The sequence below is a fragment of the Spirosoma fluviale genome (genome assembly GCF_900230225.1).
Lineage (GTDB): Bacteria > Bacteroidota > Bacteroidia > Cytophagales > Spirosomataceae > Spirosoma > Spirosoma fluviale.
Window position 1 is genome coordinate 2214444 of sequence record NZ_OCNH01000001.1, and the last position, 19138, is coordinate 2233581.

At 51.2% G+C, this 19138-nt stretch carries 11 protein-coding genes; 4 read left to right on the forward strand and 7 right to left on the reverse strand.

The window, feature by feature from the left end; all coding sequences use genetic code 11:
* Window positions 1–195 precede the first annotated feature (195 nt).
* Complete coding sequence (locus CRO74_RS09280; RefSeq protein ID WP_097125669.1) at window positions 196–780, reverse strand: TIGR04282 family arsenosugar biosynthesis glycosyltransferase; 585 nt, start codon at window positions 778–780, stop codon at window positions 196–198.
* Between the two features lie 85 nt (window positions 781–865).
* Complete coding sequence (locus CRO74_RS09285) at window positions 866–2446, reverse strand: hydroxymethylglutaryl-CoA reductase (protein ID WP_097125670.1); 1581 nt, start codon at window positions 2444–2446, stop codon at window positions 866–868.
* A gap of 67 nt (window positions 2447–2513) precedes the next feature.
* On the opposite strand from CRO74_RS09285, the gene CRO74_RS09290 reads away from it, so the two are divergent.
* Window positions 2514–3278 (forward strand): TIGR04283 family arsenosugar biosynthesis glycosyltransferase, encoded by a 765-nt coding sequence (locus CRO74_RS09290; RefSeq protein WP_097125671.1) that lies wholly within the window; start codon window positions 2514–2516, stop codon window positions 3276–3278.
* A 16-nt stretch (window positions 3279–3294) separates the two neighbouring features.
* Here the strand turns inward: CRO74_RS09290 and CRO74_RS09295 are convergent, their stop codons facing one another.
* The 3 genes from CRO74_RS09295 to CRO74_RS09310 all read right to left on the reverse strand — a co-directional run bounded on the left by CRO74_RS09295 (window position 3295) and on the right by CRO74_RS09310 (window position 7376).
* Complete coding sequence (locus CRO74_RS09295) at window positions 3295–5400, reverse strand: BamB-related PQQ repeat family beta-propellar protein (RefSeq protein WP_097125672.1); 2106 nt, start codon at window positions 5398–5400, stop codon at window positions 3295–3297.
* A 214-nt stretch (window positions 5401–5614) separates the two neighbouring features.
* Entirely contained in the window at window positions 5615–6208 is a 594-nt protein-coding gene (gene tpx / locus CRO74_RS09305) for a thiol peroxidase (RefSeq protein ID WP_097125674.1), read from the reverse strand.
* A 202-nt stretch (window positions 6209–6410) separates the two neighbouring features.
* Window positions 6411–7376: a glycosyltransferase gene (locus CRO74_RS09310; RefSeq protein ID WP_097125675.1), complete on the reverse strand. Its 966-nt coding sequence runs from the start codon at window positions 7374–7376 to the stop codon at window positions 6411–6413.
* 1153 nt (window positions 7377–8529) lie between these two features.
* On the opposite strand from CRO74_RS09310, the gene CRO74_RS09315 reads away from it, so the two are divergent.
* From CRO74_RS09315 to CRO74_RS09325, 3 genes are all read left to right on the forward strand, one after another.
* A complete protein-coding gene (locus tag CRO74_RS09315) occupies window positions 8530–10368 on the forward strand; it encodes a glycoside hydrolase family 97 protein (protein WP_245877788.1) in 1839 nt (612 codons plus the stop codon).
* A 128-nt stretch (window positions 10369–10496) separates the two neighbouring features.
* The gene (locus CRO74_RS09320; RefSeq protein WP_097125677.1) at window positions 10497–11255 is read left to right on the forward strand and encodes an acetylxylan esterase; all 759 of its coding nucleotides are present in this window, start codon (window positions 10497–10499) and stop codon (window positions 11253–11255) included.
* Between the two features lie 41 nt (window positions 11256–11296).
* Entirely contained in the window at window positions 11297–12742 is a 1446-nt protein-coding gene (locus CRO74_RS09325) for a family 43 glycosylhydrolase (protein ID WP_097125678.1), read from the forward strand.
* 50 nt (window positions 12743–12792) lie between these two features.
* Here the strand turns inward: CRO74_RS09325 and CRO74_RS09330 are convergent, their stop codons facing one another.
* Both CRO74_RS09330 and CRO74_RS09335 read right to left on the reverse strand, forming a co-directional pair.
* Entirely contained in the window at window positions 12793–14751 is a 1959-nt protein-coding gene (locus tag CRO74_RS09330; protein WP_097125679.1) for a family 43 glycosylhydrolase, read from the reverse strand.
* Between the two features lie 183 nt (window positions 14752–14934).
* Window positions 14935–18984, reverse strand: coding sequence for a hybrid sensor histidine kinase/response regulator transcription factor (locus CRO74_RS09335; protein ID WP_097125680.1), 4050 nt, complete (start codon window positions 18982–18984; stop codon window positions 14935–14937).
* Between the last annotated feature and the right edge of the window lie 154 nt (window positions 18985–19138).

Sequence of the window (19138 nt, forward strand, 5' to 3'; positions counted from 1 at the left end):
ATCGTTAACTATGAATTTTGTGCCGGGTTTTAAATCCGTTCGTTTTTGTAACGTTTCGGCCGGATAAGTCGTGGCCTTACCGGACTGTCCAACTTCTCAACCGCCTTTTCCTGATTGATCGGCGGGTGAGTTCGGGAAGGCTCCGGGGTGCTACCCTTATCGTAAGAACTAATGGAAATTGCGAGAGGGGTCGGTCTAACCTGAATAAGGTGCATAATCGGCCCATTCATCAATATCCGTTAGCTGCTCAAGTCGTTTAAACGTCAATCCGTTTTGACGAATTGCAGCTTCGGTACGTTGACAAAGTTCGGGCTGGCTCCAGGGCATATCCTGAAAAAGAAATGGGTGGTATTGAGTCATACCCAATAAATAATACCCGCCATCGGTTGCAGGCCCAATAACAACGTCGGTCGTATTCAGCCGATCAAATGCCTGTTTCAAATGCACAGGCGTGATGTCGAGGCAGTCACTGCCAATAATAACCACTTTTTCAGCCCCGGCACTGAATTGCTCCCGAAAAGCATGGCTCATCCGTTCGCCCAGATCCTCACCGGTTTGCTGGTATTTCTGGTAACCCGTCCAGCCATCATCCGGATTAATAAAGTCGCCGTAATAGACCCCGCACCGAACTTCAAATGAGCGCACTACATCCTGGGTGTAGCGTAACAGATGCCGATAAACGGCAACTGCTTTATCATTCCCGACCGTGCGGGCGATTCGGGTTTTGACCTGTCCCGGAACAGGGTTTTTAACAAAAACGATGAGATGATCACCAGCCATAAAGCAAGAATAGCCTAAAGAATAGTACGTACAGCAAAGATTTTATTGACCAGACAATCGACTCCGCCAAGTCTAATGACCCCGGTTACTGACTTGATGGAGTCGACTGCCGGGCTGATTCATGGCTGGATACCCAGTCGAGGGATGAAATGGCTGCGGCCAGGGAAAGTTCACCAGCGGCCACCACACCGGCCACAATCTCTGCAAACTTATAGACCTTGCCCGAACCCGAACAGCCCAGTATACTCAGGCATTCCTGCTGTGTCGGCAAACTCGTGCCACCACCCACCGTACCCACTATGAGTGAGGGCAATGTTATAGACCCGTAAAAATCGCCGTTCGGCAGAATTTCGGACGTCGCGATAGCGGCCGAAGATTCGGCCAGACAGGCAACGTCCTGACCCGTAGCGATAAATAAAGCCGCCAGACCATTGACGGAGTGTAGTCCGTTGTTGTTGGTACCGGACATAAATGCGCCAAGCGTACCCAAACGGGCATGGCGGTCAAGTTGTTCGGGTTCGACCTGAAGTTCGCGCACCAGGAGGTCTTTGGGGATGGTCACTTCGGCCGTCACCCGTTTACCCCGCGTCTGAAGCGTGTTGATGAACGACGGTTTTTTGTCGGTTGCCAGATTAGCTTCGAGGTAAAAATGCGCCACGTCTTTTACCTCCTGTAATAGATAGGTACAGGCGGCCAGGGTCGCCTTGGTAACCATGTTCTGACCCGCAGCGTCGCCGGTTGTAAAGCCAAATCGAAGAAACAGCGTGCGTCCGGTCTGGTAAGGGGTAATATACTGTAACCTGGCGAACCGGGAAGTGGCCTCGGCTTCGGCCCGTAGGTGGGGTTCATGAGCAGCCACCCAGCGGGCCAGATCGCGGGCCGCACGCGCATCATGCATCACGAAAACGGGTGCTCGCTGCATACCTTCGTCAATGACCGTACAGGTAACGCCCCCGCACTGATTCAGCAGTTTCATTCCCCGATTGTAGGAAGCCACCAGCGTTCCTTCGGTGGTAGCCAGCGGAATCAGAAAATCACCGCTGGCATGTTCGCCATTGATCCGTAACGGTCCGGCCAGGCCAATCGGTACCTGCGCTACGCCAACAAATTGTTCGCAGTTTCCCCGGATCACCGCCGGATCAAACGAGTAATTCGTCAGATGTTGCGGACGAGTTTGGGTATATTGCCCAAGAAATTCCTGACGCTGACGAACCGCATCGGGCGATGTATCGTCGCTTGTACTTCGGGGAATGACAACGCGCTGGGCATTGATAGACGGCTCGTCTGCGCGTTCATGCTGTAATTCATCCTCAACTGTCAGCGTAATTTTGCCGAACGGCTGGGTCTGAAGCGTTAGCTCGATCAAATGCTTCCCGGCCGATAATGGCTCGGCCGAAGCATAAACGGTTACGCTTCGTCGCAGTGGAAATGCGAGTGGATGAGAGACCGAAATACCGTCGACGGGTAGTGCGGCCTGACCGTCCAACTCCAGTTGAAAAGCTTCGGCCGGGTAGGCCTGACCGTCGATCCGGATAAGCGATAGTCCGGTGAAGGTCGCATCGGCCAGTCGGTTTTTAAGCGAGAACGCAAACCCACTGGCTGTATTATGCAGACTGTTGCGGGTGTAGAGTTGTTTGAGCAGTACCTGAGGAATGAGTCGAAACATATGAACAAGTAACGTTATCTGCCTGGTAAACCGTCAGCGTCCCAAAACAGTTATCCGATAAACAACCGTGGCCCGTATTTCCATCATTATCCCGACCGTCAACGAAGAGCGAGCCCTCCCCCGCTTCTTCCGGCAACTTCGTCAACTTTACCCAGCCCCCGACGAAATCATCGTGGTGGACGGAGGTAGCAATGACCTGACGGTTTCACTCATTGAAAACGAAATGGCTACGGCTACGCGGAATGGCCTGCCCGTATTTCGACTGATCCGGAGTCCAATCGCCCGTCGGTCATATCAGATGAATGCGGGCGTAGCAGCCGCAACGGGCGACTATTTGTGCTTTTTACACGCCGATACCGCCCTGCCCGACGATGCCCTGATGGTGATTGAGCAGACGCTGGCAAACCCCAAACTAGCGGCCGGGGGCTTCATTTCGCTCATGCGCGGCCCCTTACGAACCTGCTGGTTTACCTCATTTCATAATTTCATAAAAACGTATTACGCCCCTCTGTTTTTCCGTCCTTACCTGTTTTTCGCCAGGGGAGCGCGACTTCTCTTTGGCGATCAGGCGATCTTTTGCCGACGCGAGCAGTTTTTGGCCTGCGGTGGTTATGCCAATGAACTGCCGATTATGGAAGAGGCCGATATGCTGTTGCGACTTGTGCAGTACGGGCGCATCCGGCAGGTGAACCGCGTGGTGGAATCGTCCGACCGGCGGGTGGCCAAATGGGGATTCTGGCGCGCTAATGCCTTATTTCTGTATGTGGGCATTTTGTGGGGCGTGGGCTATTCTGCCGAGAAGCTGAAGCAGTTGTATGAAGACATTCGATAGGGTCGCTGCTGTCAAATTACGGCAACGCAAACGCCACGTACCGATCTCCCGACTTGGTTTTGAGTTTGCCACCTCCGCAGGCAATCACCACATACTGCTTGCCATTGACGGCGTAGGTACTCGGCGAAGCATAACCGGCAGCGGGCAGTTTGGCGCGCCAGAGTTCACGGCCCGTTTTTCGGTCAAAAGCCCGAATCAGCTCATCGCGGGAAGAGGCAATGAACAACAACCCACCCGCCGTAACGGCCGGTGCGCCATAATTGTCTGTGCCCGTTGGAGGCAGACCCTTCGCCACCAGTTCGGGGTACTCGCCCAGCGGGACTTGCCAACGGTGCTCGCCCGTATTCAGATCGATCGCCGTCAGGGTGCCCCAGGGTGGACGGCTTACGGGATACCCCGCCCGGTCGTACCAGCGGGCAAATCCAGTGTGGTGATAGGGTGCCGTGTTCAGGCCCGCGTTGCTGGCGACGGACGTTGTTTTACCGAACAGAAAATCCACGATGGCCTTCCGCTCAGATTCCTTCAGGTTCGTGAAGGCAGGCATCATGCCCTGGCCTTTGGCCAGCACCTGAGCCACGGATGTCGGGTTGCGTTTTTGTGAAATGCTGCTCAGAGCTGGATAGGTACCGTCGTGACTGCCTTCGCGGTTTTGGCCGTGGCAGGAGGCACAGTGGGTTTGGTAAAGTTGGCTACCCGTGCGGTCAACGGTCTTGGCTGACAATGACCCATCGGGGGTCGGAACCAACCCCATCGTGACCGGAATTTGCTTGGCGGGAACGTACATGATACCCTCTTCGTCCACCGCGGCCCCGCCCCACTGCGCCCCGCCATCGGTGCCGGGGAAAAACACGGTACGGTTGGGGCTCAGCGGAAGGGGAATGAACTCCTTCCCCGATTGCCAGCGCCGGAGTTGGGCCAGCACCGTGTCGCGGTCGGTGACAAAGTCGTTAATATCGCTTTCCGAAAACGATTGCCTCGTAAACGGTGCGGGTTTGAGGGGAATTGGCTGGGTGGGCCAGGCTTTTTCGCCCGGAACCGTGGAAGCGGGCATGGGTCGTTCCTCAATCGGAAACAGCGGCTTCCCCGTCACCCGGTCAAAGACAAACAGGAAGCCTTGTTTGGATAACACCGAAACGGCATCCACCTTTTTGCCGTCATGCACGACGGTGAATAAATTGGGGGGAGCCGGAATATCGCGGTCCCAGATGTCATGATGGATCGTCTGAAAGTGCCAGCGTCGTTTTCCGGTGGCCGCGTCGAGGGCTATCAGGCTATTGCCGAACAGGTTCTTGCCGGGTCGGGAACTGCCGTATAAATCGAAGGCTGCCGTTCCGGTGGGTACATACACGATGCCGCGCTGCCGGTCGATGGCCATCCCCATCCAGTTGTTGGCTCCGCCGAAGTTACGATAGCCGTCTTTGGGCCAGGTGTCGGCTCCGTACTCGCCGGGGTGAGGAATGGTGTGGAACGTCCAGACAATCCGCCCCGTGCGAAGGTCGTAGGCGCGTACGTCGCCGGGCAGAGCCGGTGCGATCTCCGACACCCGGTGGCCCATGATGAGCAGATTTTTATACACTACCCCCGGCGTATTGCTCACCACGTATTCGTCGGCTCCGGGACGGGCGAGGCCTTCTTTTAAATTAATTTTTCCTCCTTTCCCAAAGCTGGTCACCGGCTTTCCCGTTCGGGCATCGAGAGCGTAGAGCAGCGAGCCGTAGGCGAAGAAAATCCTGGGCTGTCGCCCATCGGTCCAGTAGGTAACACCCCGGCTATTCATGGCGAAGGTATCGTCGGTGAAGGCCGTTTTCCAAAGCTCCTTACCCGTGGTGGCGTCGAGAGCAAAGGCTTGAGAGCCCGCCGAAACACCGTACAGCACACCATCGATGATAAGCGGATTGCATTGGATCTGGGTGTTATTTTTAACCGTGTCGACCCCGCCCGAAGCATATTGCCAGGCGACCTGTAAGCGGGCTACGTTACCGGGATTTAGCTGCGTGAGCGGAGAAAAATGGTTGCGATCCGGCCCGCCATTGTATTCTGGCCAGTCGGTAGTGGTGGGTTTTTCGGTCAGGCTGAGCAGGCCCAGGGTCAGCAGGATGGCGGGGTAAGTAAGACGTTTCATGAGGTGGCTTGGCGGCAAGGGCCGGTAAATATAGCGCTAAGATAATCATGTGCCCCACTCCCAATGACAACGTAATCAAAGGCCTGATTAAGACCGAAAAAGTTCTCATTGATGGTAGTCAGAAAGGGGTGGTATCCGCCGGATTGACGTACAAAAACCGCAGCTGCAATCCGTCGAATACGCCCTTTTTTACTGGTCAGTTACTCACGGACCCCTATTTGATGGCAGCTATAGCAGCCGCATAATCAGGCTCTTGGCCTATTTCCGGCACTTGCTGTTCATAGACGATTTTCCCTTCGGGATTCACGACGATTACTGCACGACTTAACAGACCTTTCATGGGTCCGTCGGCAATTTGCACGCCGTAAGAATTGCCGAAATCAGTTCTGAAATCAGAAAGCATCACTACGTTTTTAATTCCTTCTGCACCACAAAAAGCTTTTTGTGCAAAAGGCAGGTCTTTGGAAATGCAGAGCACGGTTGTGTTTTTCAGTCCAGCCGCATCCTCATTAAACTTCCGTACCGATTTAGAACAAACACCTGTGTTCACGCTCGGAAAAATATTCATGATCACATATTTGCCCTTGTAATCGGCTAACGTCTTGTCGGTAAGATCAACACCGGTCAATGTGAAATTTTTAACTGGTGTTCCCACTGCTGGTAGTGTACCCACGGTATGTATTGTTTTACCGCCCAGCGTAACGGCCGTACCTGTCGTTTGTCCTAGCGAAATACCTGTGATGAATAGTCCGGCAAGGCCCAGAAAAAAGATTTTATAGGCATTTATAGATTTTTTGATACTGGTCATTGCTGTATTACATTAATGGTGATTCCACAAATGTGCAAAGAAAACAGTAATGAACGTCAATGATGCCAATCGATAAACGTCCTAAACGACCGATTGGATCGTAATACCTCGTAACCCGTACTTTGTACGTAGGCTGGATCGTAAGGCGTTTGATGACTAAGTACCGTTTACCCGACACACTCGACGGCTGCCCATCAATAATCTACTCAAACGATTGATCAAATCGGTTGTTTAGCTTCAAGAGCGATGCTAATCGGGTTATGTACAGTTTGGAAAGAAAGCCCAGCGAAAGGCCTTCGTACGAATAGGCTTTTTTAAGCTTGATACTATCGAGCACAAACCGAAAGATCCACATCCGCTGAATCTTTTTACTGTATAAATTAAAGTCCTGCTTCGCCTTACTCTTATACTCTAACCCATCCAACTGATAAGCTTCTTTCGCATGAGCCAGTAACATACGTTTGATATAGTCAATTGATAACCGCCTGCCATCGATGTAGTGGACAAAAACCAGGCGTTCATCATACCATATCTTATACCCATTCAGGAGAATAAAATAGCACAATTCAATATCGCCACCGGAGGATAAGCTGGCTCCTTTCCGGTCAGAACTGATAAAAGCATAATCGCTCAGGCTGTTTAATGCCTCCCTTCTGATAAAGCAGCCAGCTCCGTACACCCAGCCCCGACACCTGGACAGATCGCCGGATGTTGGAGCCTGCTTGCCTACCGCATAATACATGGCATACTGATCAAACCAGTCTGGTTTAGGGCCTCCGAATTCAGCAACTCCCAACCCCCCTAATCCACCGATTGATTTGTCATTTTCAAGAATAGAAAAGCCGGTCCTTAAATAGTCAGGGAGAAGCCAGTTATCATCATCACAAAAGAGAAGATAATCATACTTGGCTTCATTTATTCCCTTCTGGCGGGCATAGCTCAATCCGGGTTGACTTTCGTGGACTACTTTAAACGTTAAGGGCGACGAACTATACTTTGCCCACTCAGTCTGAGCCACCTCTACGGTATTATCCGTGGAGACATTATTGACCAGAATGATCTCACAATGAAGCGAATCGGGAATTGTCTGAGTAGCTAAATGCCGAATTGTTTGCGGTAATTGGGACGAAGAGTTATAACAACAGATAATAACACTAATGCCATTCATAGAGGATAAAGTTTTTAGAGGTTGTTTGCAGCTGTACAAAAAGGTTAAATAATGCCCCTTGGCAGGCCGTTAACAGGTACTTAAATCCGTCAGCTAGTTAAGCGTCTTTCGGGGCTTTCCGTAAAGAACTGCCTGCGAAGAGTTGCCAGACATAAGATGCTGGCATTTGTGGATAGTAAGGTGTATGTACTACGTCGACGGGTCGGGTAGTTTCCGTATCTAGGGTGGTGCGGTTTGTCTCTACGCGGCCAGATATGGTGTTGGCTGAGCGAGGCAACATTAGTTAGCCTTCCCTGCAGGCAGAGCCTACTAAGGGTTGAATAAGGCAGATCACCGGCTAACGGGCTCTGTAGTGTGGATCAGAGCAGACCTACTACCCGACAAAGAAAGGGTGTATACCGCTAGATTTAGCGCCAATGAAGTCAAATAAACGAGAAAATGAGGGTGTGGTCCTAAATGTTTATTATTATTCTATTATTCCACTTAATTATTACATAAAGTTTGCAATGGGTAATATACGCGATTGAAAGGTGATGGCAGAAGCAACTACTTGCCGTAGACAGATTAAAGTCCTATCCTAAGTGCCAGATCCCTGCCATGACCACCCAGATTTTACCAGGAATGATTCCCTGAACCATCAAAAGAACCACTTTACCGATTACCTCAGACCTCACATGGCTTGTCGGCAATTCCCCTTACCAGAGGCAAGCGACAAACCCGGTAGTCATAACTACCAACCTACCCAGGAAACCTCGGGACATTTATCAGGCTGCGGACAACTTTATTCACCAGGTAGTAACCGAAAATGAGCAAAAAGACCAGCTTGTTGAACTAAGTTATTTTTTGAATGAATAATTAGACATATACTATTCAATACATGAATAATGCAAATCTTTTGTATAAGTGACCTCAATTGCTACTATGGAGAAGGGATTGCCGGGTAGAAATAAACCATTCCAATGTCTTTACTAAATGCACTAAACCCACAGCTTACTTTCTTTATTGAGAATAAGTGCCTATAGTTACAAACCGCCCCGCCTTGGCAATAAGAAACCGAAGCAACAGGATGAGAAATATATTGATTTACAGAGGTCTTACCATTTTAATCGGCGTAATTTTTCTCTTCAGTGGCTTTAGCGCTGCAAGCCAGTCGATGGATCTCAGTTCGAAACCAGGTTCGACCAAAATCACCTTGCTCTTGACCAAAAAAGGAGCATTGCAGTACAGCGTAACACGCCGGAATAAAATCATCATTGCCAATTCTCCGCTTGGCCTCAACGGTGATGACCAGGACTTTACGACTGGACTCTCAGTCGTTAACGTTTCACCCATTGGCGTCAGAAGGGAGAACTACGACTTGAAGGTGGGTAACGTCAAAACGATAGATCATGTCCTTCAAACGAAGAGTATAACGTTTAAAAATAAGTCGGGCGCACTAATGATCATTGATTTAGTGGCCGGAAAGGAGGGCGTTGCTTTCCGCTACCGGCTTCCGGATCAGCCTAAAAAAATACGAGCGATCAATAGGGAGATTACGGGGTTTCAAATTGAGAGACAGGCGAAGGGTTGGTTACAGCCGTATAATAAAGCGGGAAAGTACACTCCGGGCTATGAAGATTTTTACGTCAAAGTCAATCCCGGCGACTCAATCAGCCATCCCCGTAACCCATCTGTGGGGTGGTGTATGCCTGCCCTTTTTCAGGTAAATGATGGTAAAAACTGGGTGTTACTGGCCGAGTCCGCAACGGACGGTTCATTTCCGGGTTGCCATTTGCAACCCAATTCGCCGGGCGGACTATATACAATTGCCTTTGCCGAAAAAGACGAAAAATATACCCTTCCGCTGAGCGACAATAATCATCCAACCTCCAATCTTCCCTGGACGATGCCCTGGCGGGTGATCATCATGGGTGAACAGGCCGGGGACATTCTGCTATCGAGCTTGATTACGGATTTGGCACCTGCCTCAAAACTCGACGATACGTCCTGGATCGAACCGGGCAAAGCTACCTGGTCATGGTGGTCACATCCCGATGATCATTCTCCTGACATGTATAACGCATTCACTGATCTTGCTGCTTCTTTCGGTTTCGGCTATACCCTGTTCGATGCTGGCTGGGAGAAAGCCAACGCCGAAGGAGGTATAATTGCGAAGGCTACTGCCAGGGGGATCAAACCAATGGTGTGGGGCTATTCGGCAGCGTATTTTGATGCAGAAAAGAGAAAAAAGCGATTTAAAGAATTGGCGGCTATGGGCGTTAAAGGGGTTAAAATCGACTTTTGGTGTTCAGACCGGCAGGACGTGATGGCCGCCTTTCACTCACTTTTTGAGGATGCCGCCAACGAACATTTACTGATAAACCTCCACGGCACGACCGTTCCAAGGGGCTGGCATCGAACCTGGCCCAATTTCATGACAGCCGAAGCCGTTTTAGGGACGGAAAGTTATTTTTATGAAGCCAGATATCCGGACAAAGCCGCTGAGCAGAATACGGTATTGCCCTTCACCAGAAATGTAGCCGGTCCTACTGACTACACTCCGTTTGCCCTAACGATACGAAAATATCCCCGGCTGAACACGGCAGTTCATGAACTGGCTACGGCTATGATCTATACGTCCGGCATTATTCATTTTGCCGATTCAAAAGAGGTGTTTGATTCACTGCCTGTGCCGGTTCGAAATTTGTTAAAAGACATGCCTGCCACCTGGGATAAAACGGAAAGTATCGTGGCTGAACCGGGGGAACAGATCATTCTCTCTCGTCAGAAAGACCGCCTTTCTTACATTGTGGGCATCAATGGTACGAATAAAGTAGTACCTGTCAACCTCAACCTGGCCAGGTACGCAAAGGGCTTTTCTAAATTTAGAGTCATTACCGAAGGCGGCAATCCAATGATGACGTTTAAAACGGAAACCTATCCAATCACGTCTACCTGGCAACACGCATTTGCTCCCAAAGGCGGCTTTATTATCCAGTTCATTAATGAGTAAGACGGGTTGAGGCATTCCTATCCAGTTTTCCATGCTTCAACCGAGTTAAGCCGCCACCGCTTTGTTGAGTAGGTTTATCCAAACTATGCTTACTGTAGAAACACTGATTCTTCCTCAGGAAATCTGCTATGTACAGAAAATGTAAACCCCTGTTGCCGATTATAGCTTTTGTCGTTTTATCAGCCTTACAACCAGGTGGCCTTACTGCCTTTGCCCAGGGACCGGGTCCGGGACAAAGAATCCCCCTCCCTCCCATACCTGTAAAAGGCGATACAACCCATACGCTATCCAAACACTTCACAACGGCGGCTACCGCAAAAAAAGCACCGGATGACAAGGGCTTTATTCAACGCTGGCTTGTGCTGGAACCCGTAAAGAAAGACATTGTCAGAAATAACATATTCACGGACAACTACCTCAGAACAACGTTTTTAGCCGATAATTTTTCCAGCGATTACACCACCGTTCCCAAAGATGGTGAAACGGTGAAAGTGGGAAACCAGGAACTGAAGTGGTATGCGTTGGACAGTAAGGCGTTCAACGTTAATTTATACCATTTTACCTACGCCATTAATAAGCCAAAATACGGCATACTGGTCTGGCTGGTCACGGTCATCGATTGCCCTGAAGAAATTCAGAACGTCAGGATGGCTGCCGGGTGTAATTCCGGCAGCATGTGGTGGTTGAATGGCCAGGAAGCATTGATGCTTTCCGGCGACAGGGATATGATTGCCGATAATGGTACATCGGCACGGTTAACGCTTAAAAAGGGAAGAAACATCATTCGGGGGGCTGTCATAAACGGGCCGGGCATGGCTAATTTCTGCGTTCGTTTTTTAGATGAAAATGGATCGCCCGTAAAAAATATCAGTATTCGTTATCAATAACAGGTAGTAGTCTGCTTAAGCTAATTAACACAAATCAGTACATGAAACGAATGAACATAACCGGCCTGACAACTTTACTGGTTTTATTGATAACACAGACCCTAACAGCCCAGATCGGAAGACCCTTCATCCATGACCCCTCGACCGTCGCTGAATGTGACGGCAAATATTACACATTCGGCACAGGTGGTGGCGGATTGATTTCCAATGATGGCTGGACGTGGCATGGTGGCGGGGTACGACCGGGTGGCGGAGCGGCTCCTGATGTCATCAAAATCGGGGATCGTTACCTGGTCATCTATGGAGCAACCGGTGGGGCAGGCAACCACAAAGGCGCTATTCTGACCATGTGGAACAAGACATTAGACCCAAAATCTCCTGATTTTAAGTATTCTGAACCAGTTGTCGTGGCTACCTCAGACGGCTATGAAGAGAACGACGCCATTGACCCCGGTGTTCTGTTAGACCCTACAACCGGACGCCTTTGGCTAACCTACGGCACCTATTTTGGCTACACTCGCCTTATTGAATTAGACCCCAAAACAGGAAAACTTAAGGCAGGTAATAAACCCGTCGATGTTGCCATCGTATGCGAAGCCAGCACGTTAGTCTATCGCGACGGTTGGTACTACCTGCTGGCCACGCATGGCAGTTGTTGCGATGGTGCCAACTCTACCTACAATGTGGTGGTGGGTCGATCCAAGAAAATAACCGGCCCTTACGTCGATAATGTAGGCAGAAGCATGTTGGAAGGGGGCGGTAAGCTGGTGGTGGCTACCCGAGGAAGCTTAATAGGCCCCGGGCATTTTGGTCACATCATTCTGGAGAAAGGCGTTGAAAAAATGTCCCTCCATTACGAAGCCGATTTAGAGCAGGGTGGTCGAAGTGTATTAGGCATACTTCCGGTCATTTGGAAAGATGGCTGGCCTGTTGCCGGCGAAAAGTTTAAAGAAGATACGTATGAAATTGAATCCGTACGAAGAGGCTACGGCTTAGAGCTGGCCGTTGATTTCACACGAATGGCCGTTGGACCACGGGGATTTGGCCAACCCAACAATGACCCCATAAAACCCGTTCAGGCACAGCAACTAGCCGATGTACAGAAAAACTGGCCAACCGGTCCCATTACCTTGAGAATAGGCGATTACATGTCCCGTCCCCATCAAAAATGGACGATCACCGATGCGCCTGATACGACCGGCTACTTAGGTGGTCCCTATTACAAAATTGTACTGGCCGGAACCGATCGGGCATTAGCGGCAACTACCGACGCAGAAGTACTAACGGTACCTGCATTTACCGGCGCACCCGAACAGTTATGGCGAATCGACCAATTGACGGATGGTACCTACCGGATAATGCCCAAGATCGTACCGAACTCAGGAAAGAAATTAGCGCTGGTATCGTCCGGAGACAGCACACCAACTCTGGCAGAATTTGATTTTAACAGCGATAATTCTAAATGGAATTTTAGAGCTGCTCATTAGAATAGTTTACGATTCCGCCAACCGTTAGAACGACAGAAACCATAAAGTTCCTATTTTCGAAACTGAAGCGCTTTTACCGTTACGGCAGTGGCTTTTCCCGCTGGAAATTTCACAAAGACGTCATGATGCCCCGAGACACCGTTGACAGATTGGCTTACCGTTTTCCAGGTCGCCCTGCCGCCGGTTGATTTAAACGGGATAGTGGCGATCTTTTTTCCAGTAGTTAAATCGTCGAGCCATAGCTCAAGCGTACCCGACATTCCCGTCGATACTTGAACCTGAACCTGTTTGGCCGCGTCTTTACCCGCGCCTAAATCAACGCCCGACAGCATAAACCAACCACCCTGATCGGAATCCGTAGTGACCCCAGATTCGACTCCGGCTCCCGTTTTTTCAACGCCATAATAATTACTGTAACCCACGGCCGGGAGGCTGGAAAAGCCGTCTTTACAGACAAAGAAATCAAAGTCGGCGGGTTTACCTTCGGCAAATAAACCCACACTGGTGCCCACCCACGAATTGAAATTGGGTTGGGCCTTGTCCAGACTCACCGCGCTGATGGGAGGCCCAACGGCGGTCCATTTCGTTCCGTCACCGCTGTAGTAGCCGGTCAACTGGTGCTCGTTCCGCTCCACTTTCAGCCAGACGACGCTGCCAGCTGAATTTGGCACCGTGCGAATGGCAGTATCGAGTTTGAAGACGATCTTTTTGCCCGCATCGAACCCGCTGTAGAGCTGCGCAAACACTTTCTGATTCCCATTGGTCAGGTAAATACCGGCTTTCGCAGCGGCATCGTCGGCGTTGAGGTCGACACGGGTGACGGCAGAATAATAATGGTCCGTTTCTTTTTGCATCAGGTGCACACGGGCGGTGTCGGGCGAGAGACGTACCCAGCCTTTCCGCGCCGACAGCGAATACCGGTTCGCTGCCGCTGCCCGTTTGCTCAGGAAATGCCAGTTTGGTGAAAGCGCGTCGCTGTCGAACCGGTCAGACTGTGCGCTTCGCCATAAAATACCCGATTGGGGCAGGTTGGGCCGGACCACGGGTTTGGTGGTGGGCGCTACTCCCCAGGGCCGGTCACCTTCCCAGATAACCTGATACAGACCCGTTTGCCGCCCCATACCCGACCAATCGGCTCCCTCCAGCGGCTTTTCGTAGCTTTGCCCAATGGTCCACCAGGTGCCATCGGCCAGCTGAATCGGTGCCGAAATGTGGTTAGGGCGACGGAATCCGGTTTTGGGGTCGGTGATGGGTTTAAAGAAGTCGCCGAGCCGTTCCCACTGGGTCGAATCGGCGGTGAGGGCTTTACCCCGCATGGCATATTGCCCGCCCGACACGTCGCCCGCCGGGAAATAGTAGTAGTAGCCATTCCGCTTGCACATCACCGGCCCCTCCGCCCAGCTGTATTGTAATTTGGCGTTGACCCAGTCGAGATCAATGACCGATGCCGTTAGCTGGCCATCCCGTCCCAGCTCCTGCAACCGGTTGGTTTTCTGGCCGTTCTTGATCACCATGTACGGCTTGCCATCGTCGTCGACAAAGATCGAATTGTCGTAGCCCAGCGGCCCCGTTTTAGGGTCACCTTTCACCCGCACCGGCTCCGACCACGGACCTTTGGGGTTGCTGGCTTTGGAAAACCATTGGCCGTTAGCCGAGAAGTAGATCCAGTACGACCCGTAGAAGTAGGTAATGGCACCCTGCCAGATGCCCGCCGAGGGCCGGTCGGTCACAAAACCGGCGATGGGTGGCACCACCCGGCTGATGACCTCCCAATGCACCATGTCTTTGGAGTGATAGATAGGCAGATAGGGGGTGAAATGAAAACTCGACCCACAATGGTAAAAGTCATCCCCCACGCGTAGCATGGTTGGGTCCGGGTGGTCGCCGGGGAGAACCGGGTTTACGTAGGTGTTGACCTGGGAGTAGTTGGACGTCTGCTGTGCCTGGACAGCCGGGGAGCCCAGGAGCAATGTGCTCAGGATAAAAGGCAAGCTAGCGTAATGGTTCATATTTTACGTACAGGAAGAACCTGTTAAAACTTTTCAAAAATATGTTGAATGAATGTTGGTTTCCTGGCTGTAGTACCGACCGCCGACACGTCGTACCGCCCGGTCGGGCGTGTATCTAATCGCTTCTCACCCGACCGGGCGGTACGACGTGTCGGCGGTCGGTACTACATTTTGATAAAAAGGTTAAACAGCTTTCAGTTGTTGTTCGGCATAGTGGGCGGGTGACACACCATACAATTCTTTAAACGACACCGAGAAATTATTGGCATTGGCAAAGCCCGTAGCAAAGGCCACTTCCGAAACCGTCAATCCTTTCGTTGTCAGCAGGTCAGCCGCCTGTTTTAGTCGTATATGCCTGATTAAATCCCGCGTTGTCGAGTTTGTCAATTCTTTTAATTTTCGATGAAGGTGTACCCGGCTTATGCCAATTTCACTGGCAATCATTTCGACACTTAAGTCCGGGTTCGACATGTTTTTATTGATCAGGGCGTGTACTTTTTCCAGGAGCTTTGTATCGGCGGATTTGATACTGACTTTCGAAATAAATTCCTCCTGATACTGCTGCTCGCTTTCGTTGTTGAGGATGATCTGCCGATTCCGGATCAGACTTTTGATCGTTTTCAACAGTATGTCGATGTTGAACGGTTTTGTGATGTAGGCGTCTGCCCCCAATTCGAACCCCAGCGCATTACTCGACTCCTCCGTTTTTGCCGTCAGCAGAATAACCGGTATATGGTTGACCAGCGGATTTGCCCGCAACTTCCGGCAGAGGGCCATCCCGTCCATTACCGGCATCATGACGTCACTGACCACCAGATCGGGTTTTTCTTTCATGATTCCTTTATACGCATCCTCCCCATTGGCATAGGCAAAAACCGTGTACTCGCCCGATAATTCATCCGTAAGGTAATTGCAGATTTCCGTATCGTCGTCGGCAATAACGATACGCCGGGCTTTCTTCCGGGATCTTACTTCGATCTGTCCGTTCTCCGCTAACTCCGGCAATTGGTGCTGACCGACAGGCAATCCTGCTAAGGGCGTAACGCTCTCTTCAACAGCCAGTTCAAGCGGTAAGGTGATCAGGAAACGACAACCGACCGGGTCCATGTTTTCTGCTCTGATGCCGCCCCCATGCAACTCAACCAGTTGCTTTACCAGATGGAGACCAATACCCGTACCCTGCTGATTATAGCCCCGGTGTTCTTCGGATTGATAAAAACATTCGAATATCCGTTCGGTCTCCAGCTCACTGATGCAATGCCCCGAATCTTCGATGGCAATTACCAAATCGGGTTGCCCATCCGCCGTTTCTGACTCACTGACGGTCAGCGCCACCCGAATCGTGCCGCCCGCCGGGGTGAATTTGAACGCATTGGACAAGACATTGATCAGCACTTTGTCGAAATTGTGGGGGTCGATACGGGCGAAAATCCGCTCCGGCGGAACGTCTAGGATAAACTGAATTTGCTTCGAATGAATCTGTTCTTCAAAAAACTGGCAAACGTCTTTCGTGAACTGAGCCATCTCAATCTGGGCGAGTTGCAGGGTCATCTGTCCTTTTTCAATTTTTCGGATGTCCATTAGCTGGTTCACCAGATCCAGTATCCGTTTTGTGTTGCGCCCCATAATGTCATACAGGTGGCCGCGTTCCTCGTTCTGATCGGTGGTAATGAGTTTTTGTAACGGGCTGACCACCAGCGTCAGGGGGGTGCGTATCTCGTGGGCGATGTTAATGAAGAACTGAAGCTTGGCTTCGTTGATTTCTTCCTGACGCTGGTGCGCCAGAAATTCCGCTTTTGCCTGTCGCCGGTTTTTGATAATTCGGGCAATCAGTATACCCAGCAACAGGAGTAATAACGCGTAGACGAGTTTGGCCCAGGTCGATAAATACCAGACCGGATGGACGATTACCGTTACCTGCCGAATCTCTGAAACGGCGCTGTTGAATTTGGCCCGTAACCGAAATTCGTACCTGCCCGGCGACAGATTGTCGAATGTGAGCCGGTTGGAACCGGGCCGTAATTCTTCCCAACCGTTATCATTGATGGAATATTGGTAGGCTACCCGCTCGGCATCGATGAAATCCATGGTCGAGAATTCGAGCGTAAACGAGTTGTCGTGGTGAGCCAGGTTAAATTCGGTGGCATTCGTAACGGTGGTATCGACGACCTGGAAACTGCCCGACAGCGTTCCTTTCTTAACCGGTTTATCGCGGATAAACAGATCGACGATCCGCACCGTCAGCCGCTTGTTGGCAACGCGAATTTCGTCGGGTTTGAAAAACGAAATGCCGTTCACGCCACCGAAATACAACTCCCCGCTGCTACTGTTGAGCGAGGCTCCCCGGCTGAATTCATTCCCCTGCAGCCCATCCGAGGAATAGAAATTAGTGAACGTGCTGGAGTCGACATCCATCTTCGAAAGTCCCCGGTTGGTGCTTAGCCAGAGATCGCCCATCTTATCGCCTTGTATGGCCCAGATGAAGTTGCCCGGTAAGCCTTGGTCCGCGTCGAACGAGGTGATTTCCTTTGTCGAGCGGTTCATTTTTTTCAGGCCCTGCGACGTACCTATCCACAAATTACCCTTATTGTCTTCGTATAGGGAGTACACGACAGTACCGGCCATCAGCCGATTCGTACCCAGCGTAGACACAAAATTTTCGGTGTCGAGGTCCAGACAGCCCAGCCCGTCGAAGGTGCCGATGAACAGTTTGTTGTCTTTCGTAACCAGCAGGCAGTTAATCCAGCTGTTCGGAATGTAGTTGAGTTCGGGCCGGTAGAGCTTGCCGGGCAAGGCTTCAAAGTTTTTGACCGCCCCCAACCGGAGGTCCAGCCGGAAAATACCGGAGCCCATCGTGCCGATCCAAAGCCGCTGGCGGGCATCTTCCTTGATACTGAACACACGCTGTACGTTGTCACCCCTTTTGTCGACCAGCTTGTTGATGTAGGTACTCTTTCCGGTGCTACGATCAAAGCGGGACAAGCCCGTCAGGTAAGAGCCGAGCCAGAGATTTTGTTGGGAGTCCTCGTGAATCGTCAGAATGTTCGACGGGGTCGTACCGCCTTCCTTATCCGTTGGGTAATGAACACTGGCGTTGCCCGTGGCCGGTAAGGCAAACAGCCCATCGCTGTCGGTGCCTACCCAAACGGTTCCCTGAGCATCCTGCGCCAGGGCCATAACGGCACTCGCCCCAATCGACTTACGACTCACCGATTTGTAGCCGATGTACCCGAACCGATTGGTGTTGCCCGCCAGGAGCAAAAGGCCTTTCTGGTAAATACCGATCCAGATATTACCGGCCTGATCTTCCAGCATGGTATTTACCTTGGTTCGCGAGAAATCAAAGCTGGTGACGCTGGATTCCAGTTCCAGAATTTTGTTGGACACCGGATCGAAATACTTCAAGCCTTTCCCGCTGGTGGCAACAACGATCTGATTGTTTCGGTTGACGAGCAGATCGGCCACCGGCAGGTCGGTGCGCCCGTTGTACGGAATCGACAAGAAGGTATTCCCCGCCGGGTCGAACCGGTACAGACCACTGCTCATGTTGCCCACAAAAAGCCGTCCATACCGATCCTGACAGATGCTGCTGATGATGTTGTTCTGCGATTTTTTGGATACGAAATACGCGTTCACCGACTGGCCGCTGAATCGATAGAGGCCCTTATCTTCCGTCGATACCCAAAGGTTTTGCTCGTTATCCTCCAGAATCCTGATAATTAATTCGCTGGGTGCATTGGCCAGTACCTTGCGGCCCAGCAGCCGGGTTCCTTTTCGGGTCAGCTTGAAGGTGCCGTGGCCCGACGTGCCGACCAGTATATCGCCATTTTTTCGCTGGCATATTGTCGACACACTGGCGTTTATCAGCTGACCGTTGGGCAGTTTGAGCGGTACGGTAAGAAAGGCATCGGTGGCCGGGTCGTAATACTGGAGTCCTGTCGTAGAGCCGACATACATGCGTCCGCCTTTGTCGGCAAAGAGCACATGGATCTGGTTGTTCAACAGGCTGGTCGTGTCTTTTTTGTTATGCCGGTAAACGGTGAATTTTATCCCGTCGAATCGGTTCAGTCCGTCTTCAGTGGCTATCCAGATGAAGCCACTCTGGTCCTGGTGGATGTCCGTGACCAGACTGCCCGACAGGCCTGTCTCGACCGTGAACAGCTTGCCCGACTGGCCTAAAACGACACACGGCCAGCACCACCAAAGGAGAACTAGTAAACGTTTAAAGAGCATGTATGATACGTTGAGTTTTTACACGGGAGTGGCTTGCATCGGCGTCTGCCGCCCCGAAAGGACGACGCTGATTACAGCCACACTGATCATATGCTATTTAGGGGGATTCATACTCTTTCTATAAATCGTACAAGTAAATTTTGACTATCTAAAA